We start from the raw sequence: 24,727 nt of genomic DNA, 5'->3' as shown, positions 1-24,727 counted from the left end.
ATCTTAATCTCCCGAAATCTCTAATGGCGGTTTTGTTTTTAATCCGGGATATTTTACGGTTCAGGGATGAACATGTTACAATATATAGCGAGAATTTGGAGCGAATTATCTGCTTCAATATCCGGAATTCAGATAGCGCATATATACAGCTCTGCTTATGAGCTCTGCGCCCATTTTTTCAAGATGTTCACTTGCAATCTGGCAGTCAATTAAGCGGTAATTTTTATTGTTACACAACCATATTAATGCCGTTTTAGAAGCATTGCTCACCTTACTGAACATGCTTTCTCCACAGAAAACACTACCCGTTTTCACGCCATATAAGCCACCTACGAGTTCTTTGTTTTCCCATACTTCTACAGAATGTGCATTGCCTGATTTATGAAGTTCGATGTAGGCCTGCTGCATTTCGGCAGTAATCCAGGTTCCGTCCTGGTCTTTCCGATAAGCGGTAGCACAAGCTTTTATTACCTCTTCAAAAGCTTCGTTCTCTGTAACAATAAATCGCTCTGACCTTAAAACCTGGCGCATGCTTTTACTGATGCGCAGTTTTTCTGGAAAAAGTACAAAACGTTCATGGGGAGAGTACCAGAGAATAGGAGTTTCTTCTGAATACCAGGGGAAAATTCCGTTTTTATATGCCAAGATTAATCGCTGCGGAGAAAGGTCTCCCCCTACGGCTAACAAACCATCTTCATCGGCTAATTCTGCCGGAGGGAATACAAGGTCGGATTCCGAGAGTCGAAATATCATTTAAAAAAGAGAGGAAGGTTCTTAGTTGCCTGCCAGCTTATACTTTTCCCAAAACTCAATGGCATCGGTTATTTTACGCCGGTAAACGTCGTCACCGTAACCATAGCCTCCGTAGCCATATCCATAACCTCCATAACCGTAACTGCGATTTCGCGGGCTACGCTCCAGCACTGTTCTTTCCAGCCCGTTAATTTTAAAATTATAAGCAAGGGTTCCATCAAAAGATGCTTCAAGATTTAAGTACTGAAGCGGAACAGAAAGCTCGTAACGGAAAATGTTCTTGTCGTCAATTGTTGCTGTTGCCTGAATGCCGTATTCATTCTTAAGAGCAATGTTTCCATCCGGAAGTTCCTTCAAACCTTTTACAATTACTCCCTTTACTTTTGCAAGCTGCAACTTGTTGAGCTTATTAAAATCAGGAGGGCCGGCAGGGCGTTTTGCAGCAACAGGCATTGCTACACGATCAATATAGGGATAGGTTACCGTAATTTCCGGCTTCTTTTTTCCTTCTTTATTAATGCTGAAGCTGAATCCGAAAGTGAGAATTTTTCTTATCATTTGCGGATCCGCAGTTTTTACAGCAAGGTAGAATGTTGAATCGTTGTTGCCAACAGCATAGGTTATGTTAGCTTCGGGATTATAAACCCGTAAAGAATCGTTCCATTCAGAAAAGTTTCCGTCAATGACGATGGCCCTATCCAGAAGCTGATTTTTGGAAATGTCATTTTTTTGAGAAAACCCCTGTGAAGTAATAAAAACGGTGAATAGTAAAGAAAAAATTAAACTTCTTTTCATACAATAATCGACTTATCCTGCTTATATAAGTTTAATAAAGTAAGCAATTATTTTTTAACTCTACCTGTTCAATTACTTTCTTCTTCCCATATCGTGGCCACGTTTACGATCATTTCTACTGCTTTCTGCATATCCTGGACCGAAACCCACTCCTGTTTGCTGTGAAATGCATGTTCTCCTGCAAACAGATTAGGACAGGGCAATCCCATAAAAGATAGCCTTGAGCCATCCGTTCCTCCGCGGATACTTCTTAACTGAGGATTTAAACCGATTCTTTCAATCGCTTTGCGGGCATATTCAATTACCTTTGGATGCTGATCTAAAACATCTTTCATATTGCGGTACTGCTCTTTTATTTCCAGTTTAAATGAAGAGCCAGGATATCCCTGCATCACTTCTTCTGCAATAAGCTCTAAAATTCGTTCGTGTTTTTTTAACTCATTTGTAGAAAAATCGCGGATAATAAATTCAACGGTTGCTTCTTCAATAGTTCCGTTTACAGCTACAGGATGAATAAAGCCATCCTTTTCTGCTGTGCTTTCCGGCGAAAGTTTGTCTTTTGGTAGTAAAGCGATTATTTCAGCAGCAATTTTAATGGCGCTTTCCATTTTCCCTTTTGCAAAGCCGGGATGAGCACTTACTCCCTTTATTGTAAGTATGGCGCCGTCTGCGGAAAACGTTTCATTTTCCATCGTGCCTTTTGATTCTCCGTCAATTGTATAGGCGTACACAGCACCTAACTTTTTAAGGTCAACCTTATCAACTCCACGGCCAATTTCTTCATCAGGAGTGAAAAGAATTTTAATTGCACCGTGCTTTACAGCCGAGTTCTGCATTAAAAAATTAGCTGCGTCCATTATTTCAGCAACTCCTGCCTTGTTATCCGCTCCAAGTAAAGTGGATCCGCTGGCTGTTATAATATCTTCACCAATTTTGGATGCCAGATCCGGGTGTTCATTCTGTTTTATAACCTGTTTCGGGTCGTCTGGCAATACCAGATTTTGTCCCTGATAGTTTTTATGTACCATTGGTTTTACATTCGCTCCGCTTGAATCAGGAGAAGTGTCCATGTGGGAGCAAAAACAAATTACCGGAACATTTTTACCTGTGTTGGAAGGGATGGTAGCATAAACATATCCGAATTCATCCAGCGCTGCGTCTTCTATTCCCATTTCTTTCAACTCTTCTACCAGCAGGCGGCCTAAGTTCTTCTGTTTTTCGGTTGAAGGACAGGTTGGAGAATACGGATCAGACTGCGTATCTATGGTAACGTATTTCAAAAAACGCTCCAGGAAGGTAAAATTATAATTCAGAAACATAATATTAACTTTAACGTACAAAACCAATTCAGTGAATTAACCTAATTTTGGTGAATTTTTAGAATTTATTGTAGTTTTACAATACTTTTAAGATTTGCTCTCAATACTTCAATACGTTGAAAAAAGCGCTTTTACTATTATTTGTTTTACTTACCTGTAAAGTATCTTTTGCGCAATATAATTTCTACCGAATGGCTGTTGGTCTCGGTGTAGGCGCAAACGCAGCTTTCGCTGATCTTGATAAAAAAACACCTTCTTATTCTATTATCGCTACCGGCGATTATTACATTACTCCTTTTCTTACAGCCGGACTGGAATTTCAAAACGGATTAGTTACAGGAGGCGACCGGTTTACCGATCCTCATCTTCGTTATTTTAAAAATAATTATACCTCTATCACAGCAAATGGAAAAATCAGTATCGGGCAGGTTGTAAACGTTGATCTTTATCCAAAGTGGTATTTCATCCGCAATCTATACATGGGAACTGGTATTGGAGTAATTATGAATAACCAGAAGGAAATAGTTAGAAACAAGCCCCGCCCAGATGGAACTATTTATACTTTCCCCGGAAAAGATAAAAGCATGGGCTTGCTGTTACCTGCTGAAATTGGTATGAATTTCGACCTGAAAACCGATTACTGGGGCTATACCCGTTTTGTTGTAAGTGCAAAGTACCAGTTTAACGTAACCTTTGGCGAAGGACTGGACGGTTATAACGATCCGCCGACAATTTTTAAAAATGTAAGTCCTGATATGCTGGGTGTTGGCAGTATTGGTATAAAATATACCTTCGGCCCCGAGGGATTATGGTAAAAAACTGTATTTTTCCCTCATGCAAGAATACATTAATGAAACTCCCGTAGCCAGTGTAATTTTTTTACTTACCATCGTAACAAGTTTGTATGCTTTTTATAACGAGGAAGTTTACGGCAAATTTATGCTGCATCCATACAGTGTAAACAGAGGAGAACGTGTTTATTCTATTTTTACCAGCGGTTTAATCCACAAAGACTGGGGGCATCTTTTCTTTAACATGCTCTCTTATTATTTTTTTGCTTTTAATCTTGAAAAGATAATCGGCCACTGGCAATTCGCGGTTTTATACATTGCCAGCCTTGCTTTAAGTGATATAAGCACTATCATAAAACACAAAGATCATTTCTGGTATAACAGCCTGGGTGCTTCGGGCGCTGTATCGGCAGTGGTATTCAGCTTTATTTTATTTTACCCGCTTTCATCAATGATGATATTTCCAATTCCGATCCCAATTCCGGCAGTACTTTTCGGGGTACTTTATTTAGCCTACAGCGTATATGCTTCCAAACAGTCGAGCCATATAAACCACGATGCGCATTTTTACGGCGCTATTGCAGGAATAATCCTCACCATTATTTTTTACCCCAACGTAATTTCTTACTTTTTCAACCAGCTGCTGCATAGAAGTTAAACTTTATTTAACGTATTCTCTACCAAGTTGCCTGGAATAAAATTGTTATCCTCGCTAAACAAAAAACTCAGGGGATTTTCGGGGTCTTTAATAATTTCAAATAAGCTATATCCCCAGGGTTTCCAGAAGTTTTCCAAAACCTGTCCGTAGGTTTTATTTTGCCATGCATCAAAAAGGGGCTGTCCACTTATGCTGTAAAAAAGCATGCTTTCTATAAAAATAGTTTCTTCCGTTGGCAGAATGGTATAATCGGGCAGGCGGTTAAACAGGTAAGATGAATAAAAAAACCGCCCGCATACTTCTTCAAATTGGATGGGATGTAAGATTTTTCCTTCAAGCTTTCCCAGCATTTCTTTATGGAATGTTTTGTTTGCTCCGTTATCCTGAAGGCACCCAATTATGCCAAAATCCTTCATCCGTAAAGAAAAGGTTAAGGTGTTTATTTCATCGCGATAGCTAAAGGTGTTTTCGGGATTATTAACAGGAAATACTAAAATAGACCAGGGTTTCACTCCTTCAAATTCAACAGGCCGTATAAGCGACTGCAGCATAAGGTGCAAATTACTGAACTTGTGGATTAACGTTTGGGAGAAGTTAAAGGCTTCTCCGGACGCACGTTGTTGTTTAAGCCCGTTTCTTATTTCAAAATGGATCATACCGTAAACCCATTTGCAGATCCATTGAAAAAGGCGTATTTCAGAAATTTCTTTTATCTGCTTATAGCCTCCGAGCGCAGCAGCAGAGATTTCATTCTCAAGAGCCTCCATTGCCAATAAGGTTTGTTCTGAAGCAGGCAGCAGGATATCTGAATAATTTACAATTCCTTCATCTAACAGTTTTATAGGTTTCTGCTCCAGGTCAAACGCTTCGATCAGCCATTTTGGAAACACATTTGTTTTTATCTGGGTATTTTCTCCGCTTAAAAAGCAGGAAGTCTGGTTAAATGTAAAACGGTCAAAAGGACGAAATAAAGGCTTAATCATCGCCCAAATTTACAAACATCTTCAGCTAAATATTTATTTATTATAGAAAGATCGAATCTCTCTTGATACACGATCGAACATTTCCTGTTCAGAAAGTTGGATAAGTATTTCAATGGGTTGAGGATCGGGCGGGGGAACAGAAGCCATCAGGATAGACGGGTCTAAAGCCCTGGGGTCTCCCTGAATATTTTCTGCATAAATTCTATTCCAGTTATAACGCGGCACAAACACACGTTGGAAGGATTTATCCTCTTTTCCTGAAAATTTCAAATTGACGGATAAACTGGCGTCTGTACGTATCTGCTCCCGGATAATATCTGCGCTGGCTCTTACTATTCCATATATTGGATTTCCGCCCGCATCTTTGCCTATTATCACAGATCTTGAAAATGTTCTTCTGGTTCGATATTCGTTTTTAGGCCAAATTGTGAGATTCTGTATATCGATGCTTAAAGTTACATCGGCTGGTTCATCTTCTTCTGCCAGTCCCAAATCTACCTTTTGAAACCTTTCTAAAGCATCAAGCATCTTCAAACTGTAATAATCAAGGTTTGTGGAAACCAGATCAGGATCGTTACTTTTTACATTGATAACCATGCTGACCTTTTCTGCCGGAGTCCTATGTCTTTTAGTTGCGCAGCCGCTTAGTATTGAAGTAGTTAAAAAAAATAATATAAAGTATTTAAGACTAGATGTCATATCTGATTAACAAGGAATAGTTAATTTGGTGTTAGAAGTATGAAATCTCTCTTATCTTTAATTTTTAATGAAGATAACTTATAAGCCCTTTGAACTTGAACTTAAACATCCCTTCCGCATTTCAAAACATACCAGGACTTCAACGCCCTTAATTTTATTAGAGATTTCATCTCAGGGATTTACCGGGTACGGGGAAGCTTCGATGGTGCCTTACATGGGAGAAAGTGTACAAACTGCAACGGATTTCCTCAAAAAAGTTAATCTTGACTGGGTAAATTATCCTTTTGATTTCGCTGCTATAAATAATTACCTGGATACCCTTGCAAGCGGAAACCCGGCAATAAAAGCAGCCGTTGACATAGCCTTGCATGACCTTAAAGGAAAAATTGAAGACAAGCCCTGTTACAGTTTTTTTAATTCTAACCCGGCACAAATGCCCTTAACATCACAAACTATTGGGATTGATACGTTTGAAATAATTAAACTGAAAGTTGCAGAAGCGGTTAAATGTAAAGTGCTGAAAGTGAAACTGGGCAGTGCAAATGATAAAGAACTTATAAGTGCCATTCGTGAAGTAACTGACAAACCTCTGTATGTAGATGCCAATCAGGGATGGACTGACCGAACCCACGCTTTGGAAATACTTTGGTTTTTGAAAGAGAATGGCGTTCAGCTGGTAGAACAGCCCATGGATAAAAACAAAATAGACGATAATGCCTGGATTACTCAAAATAGTCCCTTACCGATTATTGCTGATGAAGCTGTTCAACGACACTCTGATATTGAAAAGATAAAAGGAGCTTATCACGGCATTAATATTAAACTGATGAAAAGTGCCGGAATGTTTGAGGCGTATAAAATGATTGAACGAGCACGGCAGCTTAAGATGAAGATTTTGATTGGTTGCATGAGCGAAACCAGCATTGCCACTTTAGCAGCGGCAGCACTGGCTCCCCTTTGTGATTGGTGTGATCTGGATGGCCCTTTTTTAACAAAGAACAATCCTTTTAAAGATCCGGATTTTAACGAGGGAAGATACATTCTTACCGATAAACCAGGTTTAGGTCTGGAATTTAATCCGCAATAAAGCTATCTTTTTGCTGAAGCCTTTTTTCTGGTTAACTCTTTAACGCTCCTTATCAGGCGCATCTTTAAATATACAAACAGGGCCAGAATAAACACTACTCCGGCCATTAATGGATATTGCTGATGGTTGTATAGCCAAATGAGGCATAATACAAGCGTAAGAATACCCAGGTTGAAAAAAATATTTAATAAGATTTTTTTTATCATTTTAATAAACCTGCAGGTCCGGGTCTATTTCAGAAGCCCAGGCCAAAATGCCTCCTTCTAAATTATACAGATTGTCATAACCTTGCTGCTCTAATTGCTGAATAGCTGCAGCACTGCGTTTTCCGCTACGGCATTGCATAATAACAGGTTTATCTTTTGAAATTTTGTCTGCCTCTAAAAGTATTCCTGAAAGCGGGATATTCAGGCCTCCTAAATTTGACATTTCATATTCAAAAGGTTCACGAACATCTATAAGCTGGAAATCTTCTTTGTTATCCATCTTTTCTTTTAGTTCCTGTACAGAGATCTCTTTCATATTGTTATATTTTTTGCAAAGATAAGGGTTATAATTAAGCTCTTCTTCAGCCGAATATAAATAATAATTTTTCTGATTTCGTAACAACTTGAGGGCCTAAGCGTTTTAATAAATATTTGTCGCTGACATTAATGAAGAAGATAACTGATTTTTTCTGGTTTTGTTCCGGAGCCCATATTGAAACACTAAAAAAATTTCCTACAGAACATAATAAATTTGTTGGCATTGGTGCCACTATTTTCTTTACCGCTCTTTTTGCTACCCTTTCGGGTGGCTATGCAATGTATTTTGTTTTCTCAGGCTCTCCTGCAGCAGTTGTGTTTGCAGTTCTTTTTGGACTTATCTGGGGCCTGGCTATTTTTAATATGGACCGCTACATTGTGAGCAGTATAAATAAAAGCGGAACCACGAATCAGCAAATAGCTCAGGCTACGCCACGTATTTTACTAGCCATTATGATTGGGATTGTTATTTCCCGGCCGCTGGAATTGAAGATTTTTGATAAAGAGATCAGGCAGAAGCTTAAGACAAGTTACTTGAACGGGCAGCGCTCAAAGATAGACACACTGAACCGTACCTTTTCCAATAAATATTCAATGGAACTGGCGAAACTGCAGGATTTAAACAGCGAGCAGGACTCGCTGACGAAAGATATTAATCGGTCCCGTTATGTGTTAAATCAGGAAGTATTTGGCGATAAAACAAACCAGACTTCCGGAATTGTTGGTTACGGCACCTATGCCAAGCAAAAGGATGCGGTTATTAACCAGAAACTGGAAAGGCTGAATGCGGTACGACAGGATATAGCTAAAATGGAGAATTTTATTAACCGTCGGAAAGACCTGGACGGCATATCCACCGAGCGGATGTTTAGCGGAAAGCAACTGGACAGCCTGGTAAACGTAGCCGGTTTTGCAGACCGTAACTGGGCTTTGGGCCAGCTTTCGTTCAATGCCGACGGAACAAGAGAACTGGGTACATACCTTGCGATTTCGTTTATAGGCTTCCTGTTTATTTTATTTGAATGCCTGCCGGTTTTTGTAAAGCTAATGAGTAACCGCGGCCCGTACGATATTGCTGTGGGCAATGTTGAAGAATCTTCCATTTACGGCTCCTATAAAAATAAGGATTACGATATTGCCGTTACAGATGGCGTGCAGGATACCAAAATAGAAACCGAAATAGATAAACAGAAGCAAATAATAAGAGGACAATCGGAAAAAGAGCTACAGAATTATTCCTGGGATTAGTTCAATATCTCTTTTATATCCTCAGCTGATAAAGATTTAACAAAGCTGTCTTCTGTAGTTATCAGGCTTTCTGCTACCGATTTTTTCCTGCTTTGTAAAGCAAGGATTTTTTCTTCTACCGTATCTTTTGTTATAAATTTATAGATAAACACTTTTTTATCCTGCCCGATACGGTGTGTTCTGTCAACAGCCTGCTGTTCTACCGCGGGGTTCCACCACGGGTCAAGAATAAAAACATAATCAGCTTCTGTCAAGTTTAAACCTACTCCGCCAGCCTTTATGGATATTAAAAAAAGCTTAATGTCTTTATTTTCAGTAAATTCTTTTACTACTTCTCCACGGTTTTTTGTAGCTCCGTCCAGATAACTGTAAACCGTTCCTTCTTTATCAAAATGTTTCCGGTAAATGTTCAATTGCCTTACAAACTGAGAGAATACCAGTACTTTATGTCCGCGGGAAAGCACTGTTTGGAGTGCGTTTATTACGTTTTCAAATTTTCCCGACTCGCCTTCATACGATTCATCTACCATTGCCGGATGATTTGCAATTTGCCGGAGTTTTGTTAAACCCTGAAGGATTTGAACCTGTGAACTTTTATAGGTTCCGTTCTCAATGTTCTGTAACAGTTCATTTCGGTATTCTGACTTGATTTTTTCATATACCTGCGACTGTTCTTCGTTCATCTGGCAATAGAACAGTTGTTCTGTTTTTTCAGGAAGTTCCGTTGCTACCTGGGCTTTTGTTCTGCGCAAAACAAACGGTTTTATTAAAGCCTGGAGTTTTTTCGCTTTTTCTTCATCTTTCTTTTTTTCTATGGGAGTTACAAAATTATCTTGGAAAAAATGCTGATTACCAAGTAAACCCGGATTTATAAAAGACATTTGAGACCAGAGGTCATTAACGGAATTTTCAACAGGTGTACCACTCAAAATTAACTTATGTTTCGACTTTAATTGCCGCACAGAGCGGTATGCTTTCGAGGCAGGGTTTTTAATATTCTGACTTTCGTCCAGAATAATATAATTAAAATAAAAGTTCTTTAGCTGGTCAATATCTACCCTTGTTATACCGTAGGTGGTAAATACAATATCGTATTCAGCAAATTTCTCCACTTCCTTATTTCTGAAAGTTCCTGTATGACAAAGGATCTTAAGTTCGGGAGCAAATTTTTGTGCTTCATTCTGCCAGTTATAAATAAGCGAAGTAGGCATAATGATAAGTGACGTAGAAGCTACCTGATTTTCTTTGTCTTCTTCCTTTATCTTTTGCAACAGCGCCAGCGTTTGAACCGTCTTACCCAAACCCATATCGTCTGCCAGACATCCTCCAAAATTGTAATTCCTTAAAAAATTAAACCAGTTATATCCCGCTTGTTGGTATGACCGTAATTTTCCATGAAAATTTAGAGGAGGCGTAATATCTTCTATTTCCTCAAATTCAGCGAGTTTCTGCAATTTCCGATCAATTGTAATGCTGGCAAGTTCGCTGTCGGCAAAGTCATTTATCAGCCCAATGTGATGTTTTTTTAGTTTTAGATGTTTACCTCCTTCTGCAAAAGCAAGTAAATTGCTGTATTGCGAAAACCACTTTTCGGGGATAACTGCAACTTCTCCCGAGGGTAACACAAATTCCCGAATGCGATTCAGGATATGATGTTTCAGATCAATAAAAGGTATTTGATACGGCCCGAAATGAACAACGGCATACATATCGAACCAATCGTTTGTTTCTCTGAATTCAAGATCAATTTTGGTATGTCCAAAAACAAAACGTTTATCTCCTTCAGGTTGTTCAAAAGCAAAGCCTTTAGCTAAAAGTTCATCGTGATTGTCGTTCAGCCAGTTTATTATGCTGAAAGAACGGTCCTCTTCCTCAGGATAATTTTGAGTAACTTCCAAAGTTGTAAATAAGGCTCCACCGGTTTTCAGGCCCATTTCAAGCAACTCATTTAATTTATTTTTTTCCCAGATTAAAGAGCGTTTTACACGATGAAAGATGTAGTCATCGCCCTGCTTTTCCATTCTCACAGTAACTTGGCGGTCGCTTCCGGCAGGGAAAACATATGTACCGTATTTAAAATATAACTGTAGTTGAGATATACCTCCTGCAACATAAATAACTTTTAATACGGGGCTTGCTTCAAACTTTTCCGTCCGGATTTCAAAGCCTTCGGCGTACACGTGATGCTTCTCTATTAAAGGGCAAACAAATTTCTCGAAGTACGTTTTCTCTGATGATTTTGGTATACCGATATAACGTTTATTGAGAAACGGCTGCAGTTTCTTCCCTTCAACATGTTCATCAAAAGGATAGAGTACCTCGTCTAAAAGAAGCCATGCCGGATGATTGCAAATTATCTGGGCGTCTTTAAACATGAACTCAATTCGGTAGCCCTGGTATTTTATTGTTGGAAAATACCGGGTTTCTTCAGCATTTCTTCTGAAATGGAACAGGACAGAAACCGGCTCTTCTGCAATGTGCAATGCTTTTTCTACCGGCCAGCCTTCCTTCCCCATTAAATATAATTCCTTATTTTTTAAGAGCCTGAGGGCTTCAGCAAGCTTCTTTTCTATTTTAGGGCGTATAACTCCATGCAGTTTCTCATCATAAATTTTAGAGAAAAACTCCATGGGCCGAATCGGTTTTTTATAAAATCTTTTGATTATATGCCCTTGCTCAACTTCTTCCAGAAGCTTAATGAGTTTTTTGTCTTCTTCGTCTAAAACCTGAGTAAACTCTTCTGCAGTTGTAGAAAACAGCCGCTGATATGTAAGCGAGAAATCTCCGTCCGGATTTAATTGTACAACATGCGGTTCAATCAGATAACCCAAAAACTCATGTTTGCAAATAGAATAAACAATTTTAAAAGGCTTATTAGTATCAACGCGTAACATTCGTAACGAGAATAAACAAGTAAAGGCTATCCAATTAAAAAATTGTAAACGTAAGGATATTTCGGTGTTTTTTAAAGAAAAAAATTAAAGGTACTTGTGCTCTAGCAGCTATTTCAAAAAAGGGAATTTTCATTTTCACGCAACCCACAAACTGTAAACAAATGAGAATATATGTGAAAAAATTAGGAAATAAACTCCACACTTTCAGAAATCTTTTCCCCATTATTTTAAGTTGTTTTTTTTATATAAAGCCTTAAACTGTCTTTTATGGCCAAAAATTCAATTTGGACTGTTTGTTGCTAAATGAGAAGCACATAGATTAAGAATATGAAAAGATTATTACTCATTACACTGCTAATTCCTGTTTTAATAGCAGTGTCATGTAAAAAAGAGCCCGGTAGTGCTGCAGAGGAAAATATAGATAAGATTGCTCCCGGCGATTTTGATTTTTCAACAACCAAAGAGATAAATTTCAAATTAAGATTGTTGTCAAATACAAATGAACCATTATCAGGTGTAATGGTAACGGTTACTAACCCGAAAAATGAAGACAAAGAGTCATCGTTGTTAAAAGCAATTTCAGATGCTAATGGGTACGTTGAGGGAACCTTTATAGTTCCTACACCTCTGGATACTGTTATTGTTTCACCAAATTATCCCGGACTGCTTAATAATCTTAAGGCGGTTATTAATAATAGCAGTAACACTATTGATGCTACAATTGGTGGAGAAGAAAGCTTTGGTGGAGATATTGTAGTTGAAAATGAATTAAGCATCACTAAAAACGCTGTTTCATCATTAAATAAAATAATGGTGGTATCTGGTGGAACAGACTATGTTTATCCGGATGGAGGTTCTTCTGCAACTTCAGTTTACCAGCCATCTGGTAAACCAAAATATCTTGAATCTTCACGGGATAATATTTCTCCGTCTTTGTTAAGTGCTATTAATGCCTCCCTCCCGGAACAAAAAGCACTTGCAAGCTATCATCCTGAATATTTATCTGATAACGCTGTTACCACTCTTAATATCACAAAGAAATCTACTGTCTGGATTACTTTTGTATCAGAAGGAGCAGACTATTACAATAGTTTAGGTTACTATACATATCCTACCAATAACCCGCCTAAAAAACAAAAAGATATAGATGAGGTAACTTTAGTTTTTCCTAATACTTCCATGACAGGTTCTGGAGGAGGTTTAACTTCAGGAGATAAGGTAAAACTTGGCGAATTTAAAGCGGGAACATCTATTGGCTTTGTTTTGATACAGAATGGCTGGACAAAATCTGGATCGTCCTACGGAGTTGATCTTGATAAAACAAAGTTTTATTCTACTTCTAAACTTAACCCAGAATCAAGCAATTCATTAAAAAAGCATTCTGTATTATTATATAATGATATTTATAATCTTTTCTTAATTGGTTTTGAGGATTTAAACCGTCAAACTGAAACGTCGGTTAATGAAGGCGATTTCAATGATGTAATTTTCTATGCAACTGCAAGTGAAGCAAATAGCTTCAGTAAAACCGGTGTAGTTGAACTGGATAACGGTGGAGATACAGACGGAGATGGAGTAAAAGATGAGTCTGATGAGTTTCCTAATGATCCTGCACGTGCGTATACAACAACTACGGGCTGGAGTACCCTTGCCTTTGAAGACCGCTGGCCGGAAAAAGGTGATTATGATTTAAATGACCTGGTGATAAATTACCGTTATAAATTTACCAATAATGCACAAAACAAAATTGTAGATATGACAGGTGATTTTACAGTTGCGGCGGTTGGTGCTTCATATGAAAACGGGTTTGGTGTAGAATTTCCTTTCAGTCCCAATATAGTAAGCAAAGTGACAGGACAGAAATTTATTAAATCCTATATCCAAAAAGCAAGTAACGGATTGGAAGCAGGCCAAAGCAAAGCTGTTATTATTCCTTTTGATAATTCTAAGGCCCTGATAGACAATTATGCTGGCGCTTATTTCGTAAATACACGGCCTACTATGGAGAAGGTAGCTGGAGACACTGCCCATGTTTATATCGAATTTACTTCTCCTGTTGCTTCTTCAACATTAGGAAGTGCACCATTTAATCCTTTTATGATAAGTAACCAGAGAAGGGGATACGAAATACATCTTCCTGGTAACAAACCAACTGATAAGGCAGATATGTCTTTATTTAAAACTGTTGATGATAATTCAAACCCGGCAACTAATCGTTATTATTTAACTAAAGATAACTGGCCCTGGGCAATTAATATAGCCGAACCCTTTGCTTATCCTACAGAAGAAAGCCTTGTAAGTAAAGCTTACCTCCATTTTCTTGAATGGGCCGGTTCGGGAGGAACATTATATCCCGACTGGTATAAAAACACAGCAAGCGGGTATCGAAATAACGGATATATTTATTCCAAGTAATTGTAGCTCTCATAATAAGAACGGCTGTCTGATCAGGACAGCCGTTTCTGTTTAGGAGATAGCTATTTTTCTGCTTGTAATATCAGTACTATTTCAACTTCCGCGGATTAAATAAAATACTGAAATCCGTAAATCTATTATCAGAAGTTTTTAAAGAAAAGTCAAAACGATGATTCATCAGAATTTCGCGGATTAACGTTAACCCCACTCCTTGCCCGTCTTTTTTTGTACTGAAGAAGGGTGTAAATAAATTAGCCTCAACCTGTTCTGATATTCCTTTGCCATTATCTCTGATAATAAGTTGGGGCGGAGAAAATTCAGTTATGATTTGAATCCTTCCCTGAGTTTGAGGTTCAATAGCATCTATTGCGTTTTTTATAATATTGATAATTGCCTGTTCCAGTTGCTGAATATCTGCTTTTAAGTTTAAGGGTTCGGGGGAAAGGTGAAATTCTATTTCTATCCCTTTTTCTTTTGCTCTTAGTTCAAGTAACTTTCCTGCTGAAATGAGCAGAAGGTTAATATCAAGCAGCTTTTTATCAGGTGCCGGAAGGCGTACCACGTCTGCCAGATTACGCATAAAAATATTCAGGTTATTATTTCTTTCTATGGCAACCTGTAATGCATGTTGAAGTTCCTGATGAGAAGCTTGCTGCTGCTGGATCAATAATGCGGAATTCATAATTGAGTTTACCGGCCCGATCGTATTGTTTACCTCATGCGCCATCATCCGGATTACTTTTCCGTAAGCTTTTTTTTCTGCTACCAGTATTTCGGCGCTCAGTTCTTCTATCATGATAAAATAACGCGGAAAACCGCGATCAATAAAAGAAGATTTTTGACACTTATAGCTTTCTAACCCATTTATGCTTACAATTTTAGACTCCCCAGTTTTCAGAACGCTGATTTCTTTCAGTACGGGATGTTCAATAGATTCAACAGGTTTATTAATCAGTGCTTCATTCTTTAATCCAAGAAATTCAGATGCACGCGGATTGAGCTGAGAAATATTATTATCATAATCAAGTACTATGACTCCTGTTGGGGAAGTATTTATCAATTTTTCAAGGAACAGGTGCTGTTCTTCCTGCAAGGTGCGTTCTGTTCGTAAACTGTCAATCATGTTATTGTAAACGTGAATCAACTGGTCCATTTCGTACTTTCCGGTAGGAAGGAATTTTACATTAAAATCTTTGTCGGTTATTGCATTAATACCTTCCAAAAGCATTCGTAATGGTTGAAGGAGCTGCTTGTACAATTCCCACGATAAATACAGTGAAATGAGGATAAATACTTCGGCAAGAATGAAAAGGATTTTATTTTCTTTAAAAATCAGGAAAGTGAGGACAAGCGTAGTTAAATGAAGTATCAGAACAAAAAGAAGGTACTTAGTCCGCAGTTTCATCGTATGGAATATTATATTTTTCTAAACGGCGGTACAAGGCATTACGTGTTATACCCAAAGAGTTTGCTGCTTTTGTAATGCGGTTTTTATGAAACTCCATAGCTTTTTTTATCATCATTACTTCTATCTCATCCAAACTTAATGTTCCCACCTCAGGAAGCTGCAGATTTCCTTTTTTCGCCGGAGACATTTCGTATTGCTGCTGAAAATCTTTCGTGTCAAGCTTGTCATGCCTGCTAACCAGAACTGTTCGTTCCACCAGGTTTTTCAACTGCCTTATATTTCCCGGTAAGGGCAGGTTTTGTAACCATTTCATCGCTTCGGCAGTTACAGTAAGGGCAGGGCGGTTATATACTTCTTTAAGATTGTTTGTGAAGAATGAAACCAGCAGCGGGATGTCTTTCGGCCTCTCCCGCAAAGCCGGTAATTTTACTGTTATCAGATTTATCCTGTAAAGGAGATCTTCCCTGAAAGTTCCCTTGCTTACCATTTCTTCCAGGTTTCTGTTTGTAGCACAAATTACCCGTACATCTACGGTTTTTGTCCGGCTGCTTCCTAAAACCTCATAAGTTCTATCCTGCAAAACACGCAGTAACTTTACCTGACTTCCCGCATCCAAATCACCAATTTCATCTAAAAATATCGTTCCTTTATTTGCCATTTCAAACCGGCCGATCCTGTCTGTCCGGGCATCAGTAAAGGCTCCGCGAACGTGCCCGAACATCTCACTTTCAAATAAAGAAGTTGAAATTCCGCCAAGATTAACTTTGATAAACGGGCGGTTACAGCGGAGGCTATTTTGATGGATTGCTTCTGCAATCAGCTCTTTTCCGGTTCCGCTTTCGCCATTAATTAATACTGAAGCATCTGTAGAGGCAACGTGCCCTATTGTATCCAGCAACTGAAGCATCTGATGATCTTCACCTATGATCTGCTTAAAATTGTAGAGCTTATCCAGCTGTTTACGTGTATGATTACCCGTTTTCTTTTCCTGGAGATTAAGCAGTGTTTTTACCGATTGCAGCAAATGTTCATTACTCCAGGGCTTATTAATAAAATCATTGGCCCCTAATTTCATTCCCTGCACTGCCAGTTCAATAGAGGCCCAGCCTGTAATCAGAATAACAGGAACAGCGGGACTTACCTGTTTAATCTTTCCAAGCAGTTCCATACCTTCTATTCCAGAAGTATCAATTGAAAAATTAAGGTCGAGAATGATCAGAGAGGGTTCCTGTTTTTTTATAGCGTCCAAAGCCTCTTGCTGCGAAGCGGCAGACGTCACTTTATATCCCTCACTTTGCAGCAAGAGCACTAATGATGTTCTTACTGCGATATCGTCATCAATAATTAAAACCATAAAAACCGATGTTAATTTAAGGATTATTCTTCATGCAAAGCAACTGCCGGATAAATTGCTGCAGCCTGTTTTCCGGGATATAAAGCACAAATAGTAACAAGTAAGTAAATAAACGCAATTGAAAGCAGCAGTGCGGTTATATAAATATGTGCCGGAAGATCAAATACATTTAGTAAAGGAAACTGAATGGCAAAGAAAGAGCCGATAATTAACGACAGTGTGGCAAGGACGAGGGCCTCCCCGACCAGTTGTTTCGATATTGAATTTCCAGAAGCACCAATTGCTCTCCGTAGGCCGATTTCGCCCCTGCGTTTATTAATATTATACCATAACACTCCAAACAGGCCTAAGGCTACGTTGATTATTAAAAACGATGCTACAATAAGAAGAATTAACATGGGCACCAGGGTTACTTTATTCTTGCTTACCAGTTTTTTATCTAAGTGTTCAATTTCTGTGTTTGCATTTTTGCTGAAATTTGAAAGTGTCTTGTATAGCTTTGCTTCAAAAGCGGCATTCGCATCGGGATCAACTTTTATAAGTATCGAATTTTGATTTTTATAATCTGCAGAGTCGAGAACCCGGAAAAGGCCGTTGCCGGCATCCTGATAATCTCCCTTACTCTTAAAATCGTGAACAACACCTACAACTTTAAATTTTTCAGGGTCTGATGAAATAATTTTTCCTATAGGGTCTTCATTCCCAAAAAGGTTTTCTTTTAATGTTTCATTGATAACAACAGGCTTGGTTCGTGAGGTAATCATATCCCGACTGTACCAACTACCTTTTACTAATTGCAAATCCAGAACGTCTTTATAAGAGCGCTCACCGAGGTAGAAGTCGCTTAATGCCTGTTTATTTTTATAGGAAAGCATGGAGTTAAACTGATTCATTGAAAAGGGGACGTTATTCCCAGAAAAGCTCAGTAATTTTACCTGGGGCATGGAAGAAATGATATTTCTGAGAGCCTCTATAGACATCATTACAGAATCATTTCTATTTATGCCGGAAGGAACTGTATAACTGACTGTCCAAACATTCTCGTATTTAAAGCCGGCATCCTTTTTATAGTTATTATAATAAAAAACTACCAGTGTAAACACTGCAAACAGAACTGCAAAGGATACAAGCATTTCAACTATAAGCAGAAAATTCTGCTTTTTCTTGTTCCATATAAGTTTAAATAAGTGCGAAAGCATATTTCTATTTTTTTAATGATGACTATCTATTGTGCTTTTAAAGCCTTAACTACGTGCAATCTTGACATCCGCCAGGCGGGATAGACTCCTGATAGAAGGCCAAAGAATAATGATGCGAGGATGGTGTAGGCAAAAACACTTAAATCAATACCGAAATTGGCATTTTGAATCAGTTGACTTTCGTTAACAAAATGTATTACAACACCGGCAAATGCCAGCCCTATCAAACCTCCAAGCAATGTCAGGATGATATTTTCTACAATAAACTGGATAACGAGCGTTCCGGAAGATGCGCCAAAGGCCTTTCTTACTGCAATTTCTGACGAGCGTTCCATAATCCTGCTGATATTTATATTAACCAGGTTAATAGTTGGAAGAAGCATAATCAGCAGTACGAACAGAAAGATGGTAATTCCAAATTTTGTAATTCCCGAATTATTTCCGTCCCCAAAAATTATGCGTGTAAAAGTTGCAAGATAAGGATCAGCGCTGCTATGAAATTCGTCAAAATCTTTAGGGTTCTCAGGCGGTATCTTTGAAACTACAGACGCAAACTCTTCCTGAATTTTAGGGAGATCATCTTTTGACTTTGCTAAAAGCACTGCTACATAATTGCCCATATATCCTTTATTCCGGTAATCTGCCTTTGAAATAGTGTATGGAAGAAACATATCTGCATAAGAATAGATCATAGTTACCGGACTTGCTTTCACTACTCCTACTACCCTATATTGAACATTGTCAGTTTCAATATACTTCCCCACCGCATTTTTAACATCGCCAAAATATTCCCTTTTAGTATCGTCAGTAATTACAGCTATCTTTTCGCCGTTTGCTATTTGCTGCTTTGTATACGGTTTTCCTTCTATAAAATCATAGGAAATAACATCCCAGAAAGCTTCATTGGTATATTTTACATTAATAACAAATTTTTTATTATTAACATAGGTGTTGGTAGCGATAAACATCGAAGAGATACCAACTTTTTCAGGTGTTTTTAATGAGCCCGCATAATGGTCCATAAAATAAAAGCTGCCCGGACCCTGCATCATACCAAACTTCTTTGTATTTAGCTGTTGTAAGGTTGTGATGTATAAAGATCTGTCTTTGTTTAATTCCGGATAGCTGGTACTAATGGCATGATCAGCAAACGAGCTGAGCAGTATCAGGATGGTAAGCGTAAAGCTGATACCAAAAAGGCTGATAAAAGTGAAGAATTTTCTTCGCTGTAAAACCGCCAGGGCTATTTTTAAATAATTTTTTAACATGATTTTTGAGCTGTAGGTTGTGAGTAATAAGTTGTTGGTTTTGCTACTTTCAACTTTAAAATTATTGAACCTGTGATCCGTCAAATAGCCTTACTAAACGGTGCGTTTTACGGGCCATGTTTTCGTCGTGCGTAACCATTACTACCGTTGTGCCTTCCCTTTGGTTAAGATGAAGAAGAATATCCATAATCTCATTTCCCATAGCACTATCCAGGTTTCCTGTCGGTTCGTCTGCCAGGATAATGTCGGGTTTTCCAACAATTGCTCTCGCTATGGCAACCCGTTGCTTCTGACCACCTGAAAGCTGTGTCGGAAAGTGTTTCATCCGGTTGCTCAGCCCAACTTTTTCCAGTGCTTCTTCAGCTAATCGTTTCCTTTCTTTTGCAGATGAATCGCGATAGAGAAGGGGCAGTTCAACATTATCAAGTACTTTTAAATCATTAATTAAATGAAAACTTTGAAAGATGAATCCGATTTTTTTGTTACGGAACTGTGCCAGTTGCTTATCTGATAAATTAGTAAGCTGCTGATTATCAATTTTAACATCACCTTTGCTCGGAGCATCAAGCAGCCCCATAATATTCAGTAAAGTACTTTTACCGCATCCCGAAGGGCCCATAATTGAAAGAAATTCTCCTTTTGACACATTCATACTAATGCTGTCCAATGCGATGGTTTCAACCGTATCTGTACGGTAAACTTTTTCAATATTTTCTAATCGTATCATATTCTTTTGATTTTTAAGTTTAATAGGTTATTTTCTGATTTTTTTCGAAATCATACAGAGATAAATATCTTAACTGATAATAAGCTCCCCAGAAATCGCGAAGAGCAAAAATGTAGTCACGTTTTGCCTGGTCTTTTTCCTGGAAAGCGATACTCAAATCTGTAATACTTAGATTCCCAAGAAGATACCGGTCTTTTGCTATCTGGTATTTTTCAGAAGCAATACTATCGGCATTTGCAGTAAGTACCAGTTGATCTTTCATCATCTCAAATAAGGTTACCTGCGTTACAATTTCCTGGGTAAAGTTTTGCTTATCCTGCTCTACTGCATATTCGGTAAACTGTTCATTTGCCTGCGCAGTCTTAGTTCTTGATTTTGATCTTCCCCAATCCATTATCGGTATATCCAATTCTAATTGAACCAATTGCTGGTTTTGCGGCGACTCGTAAACCTGGAACATTTTTGAGGCGCTTTTTGAAAAACCTAACCTCGCAGTTAACGTAGCATTTAAGCCATTATCGCCTTTAGCTTTAGCAACATCTCTTTTCGCTTCTGCCATCCGGCGAATAAAAGCAATAGCATCCGAGCGGTTTGCATACGCTTCAGAAATCACTTTTTCGGTTGCTACATTCATGTTTATACTTGCTTGAGGAGGCAAAAGGGCAATCTTATCAGTACTTAAAAGCCCGGTGTACGAACGAAGATTAAGCGTGGCGATTTCCATGTCGCGTTTGGCAATTCCGACTGCTTTTTCGGCTTTTAACTGTTCAAGCTGTAGTTGCAGAATTTCGTTTCGTGTTATGCGGCCTAATTCAAGCTTCATATTTGCTACTTTCAGTATGTTTTCGGTATTGCTTAAATTCGTTTCGGCAATTTGCAGGTTTACCTGAGCAAGAAGAAGGTCGAAGAAATACGAGCTGGCATTTATTGATATTTTTTCCATCGATTCGATGTACGCCTGCTTGCTTTCATTGTATTTTAACGGTTCAATTTTCTTATCCCATCTTAAACGGTTAAACTGAAATAAAGGCTGACTATAACCGAGTGCATACGGAACACCGTTGTACAACACATTATTCCGGTCAAAATCATCAAAGCGCTGCATCTGGGTAGTGCCGAAAACAGTTCCGCCAGTTGCAGAAATGCTTTGGCTGAACGACAGATTTAGCGAAGAATTATTATTTCGTACCGGCTGAAAATCAACTGTTCCATTTGGTTGCAGAACCTCGGCGTAAGTTTTGCTGTATCCCGGAAGTATTCCCTGAAGAGATAGCTGCGGCTGGTAGTTGGATTTGAACGTCCGCCATTCCCAATACCGGGTTTCTTTAACGGTAGAAGCCTGTCGTGCCGCAATTGACTTATCTTTGGCCATTGCTACTACTTCCTGCAAGCTTAATCTGATAGTATCTTGCAAATCCCGAGAAAAACCAGTGCTCAATTGTCCCGAAAGTAAAATTGTAAGTATATAAATAGCTTTCATCAGACTAATTGGTAATGGTTATTGCCTTTGCATTTTTGTAATCACTCATATTAGACGTGATTACCACTTCCCCGGGTTTCACATTGTCTTTAATTTCTATGTAATCAAAGTTTGATAAACCGGTATGAACTGTTCTTCTTTCTGCCTTGTTTCCTTTTACCACGAAGATTTCCTGCAAGTCGCTTCCTTTAAAAGCAGCACCATTTGAAACCCGGTACACGTTTGTTTTGCTCTCTGTAACAAGAAACACGTCTACTTTCAGGTTAGGCCGCAGCAGTTTATTATCTCGTTCATCTAATTGCACATCAAAAGAAATAAGGCCGTTTTGGACGGAGGGAGAAACCATTGTTACGATCCCTGTTAATTTTGTATCATTTATGCGGATGATGGCCTGCATTCCTTTATGCAGCTGGTCCAGGTAACTGTCGGCAATAGTTCCCGAAACTTTGAAACTTTTAAGATCAGCAATGCGGGCCAGCGTTTCGCCTTCGCGGATACTGGCTCCAATATTTTTATTAACCCAGGTTACAACTCCGGATCTGTTTGCCATAATATCAGCTTCTTTCAGTTTCTTTTCCAGTTCACGAAGATCATTTTCCTGAATAGCAGCTGCGAGTTCTGATTCTTTCATCTCCGCTTTCATGGTTTGCACTTTGTTCTGAATTTCGTTCTCCAGTTGTTTCTTCTCCAGCTGTGCTACTTTCAGATTCAACTCGGCCTGCGCAACATCTTCTTTAGTTGCGCCACCAGCCTTATACAGCCTTTTTGTATCTTCAAGCGAAGCTTTTAAACTGTTAATTTTTAGTTGCTTGATCTCGTTATTTGACTGGATGTCGAAAAAGCTTTTATCCAGTTCGAGCTTTAGTTTATGAATACTGTTGCGTTTTGATTCGAGCTGAAATTTCTGCTTTTCATATTCAACCTCAGCAGAAGATTTATCGAGTGTTAAAATCGCCTGGCCCGGTTTTATTGAAGTTCCTGCATCAATCAATACATTTTGTACTGAAGAATTGATCGGGCTGGTTATTACCTGTTCAAATTCCGGTAGAATTTCGCCGGAAGCATTTATCGTGTTTTCTACGTTTCCCACTTCTACAACAGCAGTAGCAATTTCCGAGCGTTTAACTGTGCTCTTCACAAAAAACCGGAGCATCCAAACAGCTATAATCAGGCAGGTAACAAGTATTCCTATTGTGAAGAAGAGTTTCCTTTTCCTCTTCGTTATTATCTCTTCAGTAATGAGTTTATCCATAATTTTTGGATCATACTTATTCCAAAGAAATGCCAAAGATAAAATACTGATCTTCAATTATATAGAAAAAATGAAGTTTAAAAAAATGTTCGAAATCGAACAAATTGTTCTGTTTTGTTAAGTTTTTAGATAAGAGTCTTTAATCAACTTTTATTTGCTTTAAATAAGGATAAAAAATCATTCAATTTTAATATCTCATTAGCCGAAAGAAGCAAAACTTTTTATCGGTGTTTTCGTAAAAATATTCTGATTTTCTGATGAAGTAGCTTATTTATGAGGGATTTTATTTCTGATAACTGGAATGATTTTTTTAATTTATCTCAGGAGTTTTTTTGTATAGCCGGTAACGATGGATATTTTAAGAGAATTAATGATTCTTTTATAAAGGCTCTGGGATACACGGAAGAAGAATTATTATCACGGCCGTTTAATGAATTTATTCATCCGGACGATTATCAGCCCACATCCCAAGAACTGGAATTAATTTCTGCTGAAAAGAAAGTTTCACATTGTGTAAACAGGTACAGGTGTAAAGACGGGCACTATATCTGGTTGTCATGGAATGGGAGCCGCATAAACAATACGCCATTTATCTTTTCTTCTGCCAGGGATATTACTGAGCATAAAGAAATTGAAAGGCAGCACAACCTGGCAGCAGAACGCCTGCATGCAATTTTAAATAAGTTTAACGAAGGTTATATTAACTTAAATAAAGACTGGATTATTACTGCCTTTAATCCGGCTGCAGTTCGAATTTCCCAGTACCCACCGGAGAAATTGCTAAACGCTTATTTCTGGGATCTTTTTGAGGAGGGATCGTTCTCGAAAAAGAAATTAAAAAAAGCGCTGGAAGAAAATGTTCCAATAACTTTTGAAGAATTTTCGCCTCGTATAAAAAGATGGAAAAGAGTGACGGTTTATCCTTACGATGGCGCTTTGACACTTTTTTATACAGACATTACCGAACAAAGAATTGCGCAGGAAAATCTTAAACTTAGCAATGAGAGGTACCAGTTAGTAAACAAGGCCACTAACGAAGCAATATACGATTGGAACATTTTGGAAAATGTGCTTTACTGGGGAGAAGGATATGAAAGAATATTAGGCTACAAAGAATACTCTTGTAATTTATCTGAATGGGCTCAACGTATTCATCCGCAAGATTTGGAAGGGATAGAAAATTCGATAGAGAAGGCGGTTTTACAGACTGACGTACAGTATTGGCAACAAGAATACAGGTACAAACGAATAGATGATACCTACGCTGTAATTGTAGACCGTGGCTACATCCTCCGTAATGAGAGCGGCGAAGCAGTACGTATGGTGGGTGCTATGCAGGATATATCGAAGAATAAAGAAAACGAATACAAAATATTGCAGCAAAATGAGCGCCTGCAACAAATTGCTCAAATCAATTCGCACGACATACGAAAGCCGCTGGCCAATATCCTCGGAATATTAGATATGCTGCAGGAACATAAAGTAGATACTTCAGCCGAACTGCTCGAACTGTTAAAGAAAAGCGGGGTTGAATTGGATGAAATGGTAAGGGAGATATCGAAGAAAACGGTGCTTTAATGCCGTAAGAGATAGTAATATCGTGTAGTCTTTTACATTCTGAAGCGTAATGAAACTGAGCGGCCGATGGCCTGAATAAATTCGGGATCTAAGGTACGGTCGCCTTCCTGCTGTACCCATACTTTCTGTTCGTTTTTTATCATGCTAAACTTTTCTCCATTTAAAAGGATATGCAATTGGGTTGTATTTTTTGTTATTGGTGATTCGTTAATAATCTCATAAACGTAATCCTTGTCTTTGTAAGTAATTCTGAAAGGTAATCCCATAATCTTATCCTCATTGGAGATATTGAGAT

22 protein-coding genes are annotated in these 24,727 nt (G+C 38.4%); 6 read left to right on the top strand and 16 right to left on the bottom strand.

Features of this window, described 5'->3' with window-relative positions; translation table 11 throughout:
* Positions 1–114: 114 nt before the first annotated feature.
* The 3 genes from aat to pepT all read right to left on the bottom strand — a co-directional run bounded on the left by aat (position 115) and on the right by pepT (position 2,867).
* Positions 115–753: a leucyl/phenylalanyl-tRNA--protein transferase gene (gene aat / locus ACLCDL_RS12655; protein WP_423148680.1), complete on the bottom strand. Its 639-nt coding sequence runs from the start codon at positions 751–753 to the stop codon at positions 115–117.
* A gap of 21 nt (positions 754–774) precedes the next feature.
* The gene (locus ACLCDL_RS12650) at positions 775–1,548 is read right to left on the bottom strand and encodes a hypothetical protein (RefSeq protein WP_423148679.1); all 774 of its coding nucleotides are present in this window, start codon (positions 1,546–1,548) and stop codon (positions 775–777) included.
* Between the two features lie 68 nt (positions 1,549–1,616).
* Entirely contained in the window at positions 1,617–2,867 is a 1,251-nt protein-coding gene (pepT, locus tag ACLCDL_RS12645) for a peptidase T (RefSeq protein WP_423148678.1), read from the bottom strand.
* A gap of 191 nt (positions 2,868–3,058) precedes the next feature.
* Between pepT and ACLCDL_RS12640 the strand changes: the two genes are divergently transcribed.
* Together ACLCDL_RS12640 and ACLCDL_RS12635 are read left to right on the top strand one after the other, a co-directional pair.
* Complete coding sequence (locus ACLCDL_RS12640) at positions 3,059–3,682, top strand: hypothetical protein (protein WP_423148677.1); 624 nt, start codon at positions 3,059–3,061, stop codon at positions 3,680–3,682.
* Between the two features lie 19 nt (positions 3,683–3,701).
* On the top strand, positions 3,702–4,316 hold the full coding sequence (locus ACLCDL_RS12635) for a rhomboid family intramembrane serine protease (protein ID WP_423148675.1): 615 nt from the start codon (positions 3,702–3,704) through the stop codon (positions 4,314–4,316).
* Here the strand turns inward: ACLCDL_RS12635 and ACLCDL_RS12630 are convergent.
* Complete coding sequence (locus ACLCDL_RS12630) at positions 4,313–5,299, bottom strand: hypothetical protein (protein ID WP_423148674.1); 987 nt, start codon at positions 5,297–5,299, stop codon at positions 4,313–4,315. The two genes, ACLCDL_RS12635 and ACLCDL_RS12630, sit on opposite strands and share 4 nt — an antisense overlap.
* A gap of 33 nt (positions 5,300–5,332) precedes the next feature.
* Entirely contained in the window at positions 5,333–5,998 is a 666-nt protein-coding gene (locus ACLCDL_RS12625; protein WP_423148673.1) for a hypothetical protein, read from the bottom strand.
* A 67-nt stretch (positions 5,999–6,065) separates the two neighbouring features.
* Here ACLCDL_RS12625 and ACLCDL_RS12620 point away from each other — a divergent pair, with 67 nt between their 5' ends.
* A complete protein-coding gene (locus ACLCDL_RS12620) occupies positions 6,066–7,085 on the top strand; it encodes a dipeptide epimerase (protein WP_423148672.1) in 1,020 nt (339 codons plus the stop codon).
* Positions 7,086–7,087: 2 nt separating this feature from the next.
* Here the strand turns inward: ACLCDL_RS12620 and ACLCDL_RS12615 are convergent, their stop codons facing one another.
* Entirely contained in the window at positions 7,088–7,291 is a 204-nt protein-coding gene (locus tag ACLCDL_RS12615; protein ID WP_423148671.1) for a DUF6358 family protein, read from the bottom strand.
* Between the two features lies 1 nt (position 7,292).
* Positions 7,293–7,607 (bottom strand): rhodanese-like domain-containing protein, encoded by a 315-nt coding sequence (locus ACLCDL_RS12610; protein WP_423148670.1) that lies wholly within the window; start codon positions 7,605–7,607, stop codon positions 7,293–7,295.
* A 131-nt stretch (positions 7,608–7,738) separates the two neighbouring features.
* Here ACLCDL_RS12610 and ACLCDL_RS12605 point away from each other — a divergent pair, with 131 nt between their 5' ends.
* Entirely contained in the window at positions 7,739–8,857 is a 1,119-nt protein-coding gene (locus tag ACLCDL_RS12605) for a DUF4407 domain-containing protein (RefSeq protein ID WP_423148669.1), read from the top strand.
* Here ACLCDL_RS12605 and ACLCDL_RS12600 read toward each other — a convergent pair.
* Positions 8,854–11,751 (bottom strand): DEAD/DEAH box helicase, encoded by a 2,898-nt coding sequence (locus ACLCDL_RS12600; protein WP_423148668.1) that lies wholly within the window; start codon positions 11,749–11,751, stop codon positions 8,854–8,856. The genes ACLCDL_RS12605 and ACLCDL_RS12600 overlap by 4 nt on opposite strands.
* Before the next feature lie 327 nt (positions 11,752–12,078).
* Here ACLCDL_RS12600 and ACLCDL_RS12595 point away from each other — a divergent pair, with 327 nt between their 5' ends.
* A complete protein-coding gene (locus tag ACLCDL_RS12595) occupies positions 12,079–14,166 on the top strand; it encodes an LruC domain-containing protein (protein WP_423148667.1) in 2,088 nt (695 codons plus the stop codon).
* 88 nt (positions 14,167–14,254) lie between these two features.
* Here ACLCDL_RS12595 and ACLCDL_RS12590 read toward each other — a convergent pair whose 3' ends face one another.
* The 7 genes from ACLCDL_RS12590 to ACLCDL_RS12560 form a co-directional block, all read right to left on the bottom strand.
* The gene (locus ACLCDL_RS12590) at positions 14,255–15,571 is read right to left on the bottom strand and encodes a sensor histidine kinase (protein ID WP_423148666.1); all 1,317 of its coding nucleotides are present in this window, start codon (positions 15,569–15,571) and stop codon (positions 14,255–14,257) included.
* Complete coding sequence (locus tag ACLCDL_RS12585) at positions 15,555–16,928, bottom strand: sigma-54-dependent transcriptional regulator (protein WP_423148665.1); 1,374 nt, start codon at positions 16,926–16,928, stop codon at positions 15,555–15,557. The genes ACLCDL_RS12590 and ACLCDL_RS12585 overlap by 17 nt, the downstream gene beginning before the upstream one ends.
* 23 nt (positions 16,929–16,951) lie before the next feature.
* A complete protein-coding gene (locus tag ACLCDL_RS12580) occupies positions 16,952–18,127 on the bottom strand; it encodes an ABC transporter permease (protein WP_423148664.1) in 1,176 nt (391 codons plus the stop codon).
* 26 nt (positions 18,128–18,153) lie between these two features.
* Positions 18,154–19,395 carry an ABC transporter permease gene (locus ACLCDL_RS12575; RefSeq protein ID WP_423148663.1) on the bottom strand — a complete coding sequence of 414 codons (1,242 nt, stop codon included), beginning with the start codon at positions 19,393–19,395 and terminating at the stop codon, positions 18,154–18,156.
* Positions 19,396–19,456: 61 nt separating this feature from the next.
* Positions 19,457–20,122: an ABC transporter ATP-binding protein gene (locus tag ACLCDL_RS12570; RefSeq protein WP_423148662.1), complete on the bottom strand. Its 666-nt coding sequence runs from the start codon at positions 20,120–20,122 to the stop codon at positions 19,457–19,459.
* 19 nt (positions 20,123–20,141) lie between these two features.
* The gene (locus ACLCDL_RS12565; RefSeq protein WP_423148661.1) at positions 20,142–21,602 is read right to left on the bottom strand and encodes a TolC family protein; all 1,461 of its coding nucleotides are present in this window, start codon (positions 21,600–21,602) and stop codon (positions 20,142–20,144) included.
* Positions 21,603–21,606: 4 nt separating this feature from the next.
* Positions 21,607–22,854 carry an efflux RND transporter periplasmic adaptor subunit gene (locus ACLCDL_RS12560; RefSeq protein ID WP_423148660.1) on the bottom strand — a complete coding sequence of 416 codons (1,248 nt, stop codon included), beginning with the start codon at positions 22,852–22,854 and terminating at the stop codon, positions 21,607–21,609.
* Between the two features lie 273 nt (positions 22,855–23,127).
* On the opposite strand from ACLCDL_RS12560, the gene ACLCDL_RS12555 reads away from it, so the two are divergent.
* A complete protein-coding gene (locus ACLCDL_RS12555; RefSeq protein ID WP_423148658.1) occupies positions 23,128–24,432 on the top strand; it encodes a PAS domain S-box protein in 1,305 nt (434 codons plus the stop codon).
* A gap of 32 nt (positions 24,433–24,464) precedes the next feature.
* On the opposite strand, the gene ACLCDL_RS12550 is transcribed toward ACLCDL_RS12555, so the two are convergent.
* Positions 24,465–24,698 (bottom strand): hypothetical protein, encoded by a 234-nt coding sequence (locus tag ACLCDL_RS12550; RefSeq protein ID WP_423148656.1) that lies wholly within the window; start codon positions 24,696–24,698, stop codon positions 24,465–24,467.
* Positions 24,699–24,727: the final 29 nt, after the last annotated feature.

The sequence above is a fragment of the Rubrilithobacter danxiaensis genome (assembly GCF_047272945.1).
Lineage (GTDB): Bacteria > Bacteroidota > Bacteroidia > Sphingobacteriales > Sphingobacteriaceae > Rubrolithibacter > Rubrolithibacter danxiaensis.
Note: the sequence above shows the minus strand (reverse complement) of the source record. Positions and strands in the feature narration are given on the sequence as shown.

What these genes read in the sequence shown, in the direction of transcription:
- aat (WP_423148680.1), bottom strand. Translation starts at nt 753, where the DNA reads ATGATATTTCGACTCTCGGAATCCGACCTTGTATTCCCTCCGGCAGAA.
- ACLCDL_RS12650 (WP_423148679.1), bottom strand. Translation starts at nt 1,548, where the DNA reads ATGAAAAGAAGTTTAATTTTTTCTTTACTATTCACCGTTTTTATTACT.
- pepT (WP_423148678.1), bottom strand. Translation starts at nt 2,867, where the DNA reads ATGTTTCTGAATTATAATTTTACCTTCCTGGAGCGTTTTTTGAAATAC.
- ACLCDL_RS12640 (WP_423148677.1), top strand. Translation starts at nt 3,059, where the DNA reads ATGGCTGTTGGTCTCGGTGTAGGCGCAAACGCAGCTTTCGCTGATCTT.
- ACLCDL_RS12635 (WP_423148675.1), top strand. Translation starts at nt 3,702, where the DNA reads ATGCAAGAATACATTAATGAAACTCCCGTAGCCAGTGTAATTTTTTTA.
- ACLCDL_RS12630 (WP_423148674.1), bottom strand. Translation starts at nt 5,299, where the DNA reads ATGATTAAGCCTTTATTTCGTCCTTTTGACCGTTTTACATTTAACCAG.
- ACLCDL_RS12625 (WP_423148673.1), bottom strand. Translation starts at nt 5,998, where the DNA reads ATGACATCTAGTCTTAAATACTTTATATTATTTTTTTTAACTACTTCA.
- ACLCDL_RS12620 (WP_423148672.1), top strand. Translation starts at nt 6,066, where the DNA reads ATGAAGATAACTTATAAGCCCTTTGAACTTGAACTTAAACATCCCTTC.
- ACLCDL_RS12615 (WP_423148671.1), bottom strand. Translation starts at nt 7,291, where the DNA reads ATGATAAAAAAAATCTTATTAAATATTTTTTTCAACCTGGGTATTCTT.
- ACLCDL_RS12610 (WP_423148670.1), bottom strand. Translation starts at nt 7,607, where the DNA reads ATGAAAGAGATCTCTGTACAGGAACTAAAAGAAAAGATGGATAACAAA.
- ACLCDL_RS12605 (WP_423148669.1), top strand. Translation starts at nt 7,739, where the DNA reads ATGAAGAAGATAACTGATTTTTTCTGGTTTTGTTCCGGAGCCCATATT.
- ACLCDL_RS12600 (WP_423148668.1), bottom strand. Translation starts at nt 11,751, where the DNA reads ATGTTACGCGTTGATACTAATAAGCCTTTTAAAATTGTTTATTCTATT.
- ACLCDL_RS12595 (WP_423148667.1), top strand. Translation starts at nt 12,079, where the DNA reads ATGAAAAGATTATTACTCATTACACTGCTAATTCCTGTTTTAATAGCA.
- ACLCDL_RS12590 (WP_423148666.1), bottom strand. Translation starts at nt 15,571, where the DNA reads ATGAAACTGCGGACTAAGTACCTTCTTTTTGTTCTGATACTTCATTTA.
- ACLCDL_RS12585 (WP_423148665.1), bottom strand. Translation starts at nt 16,928, where the DNA reads ATGGTTTTAATTATTGATGACGATATCGCAGTAAGAACATCATTAGTG.
- ACLCDL_RS12580 (WP_423148664.1), bottom strand. Translation starts at nt 18,127, where the DNA reads ATGCTTTCGCACTTATTTAAACTTATATGGAACAAGAAAAAGCAGAAT.
- ACLCDL_RS12575 (WP_423148663.1), bottom strand. Translation starts at nt 19,395, where the DNA reads ATGTTAAAAAATTATTTAAAAATAGCCCTGGCGGTTTTACAGCGAAGA.
- ACLCDL_RS12570 (WP_423148662.1), bottom strand. Translation starts at nt 20,122, where the DNA reads ATGATACGATTAGAAAATATTGAAAAAGTTTACCGTACAGATACGGTT.
- ACLCDL_RS12565 (WP_423148661.1), bottom strand. Translation starts at nt 21,602, where the DNA reads ATGAAAGCTATTTATATACTTACAATTTTACTTTCGGGACAATTGAGC.
- ACLCDL_RS12560 (WP_423148660.1), bottom strand. Translation starts at nt 22,854, where the DNA reads ATGGATAAACTCATTACTGAAGAGATAATAACGAAGAGGAAAAGGAAA.
- ACLCDL_RS12555 (WP_423148658.1), top strand. Translation starts at nt 23,128, where the DNA reads ATGAGGGATTTTATTTCTGATAACTGGAATGATTTTTTTAATTTATCT.
- ACLCDL_RS12550 (WP_423148656.1), bottom strand. Translation starts at nt 24,698, where the DNA reads ATGGGATTACCTTTCAGAATTACTTACAAAGACAAGGATTACGTTTAT.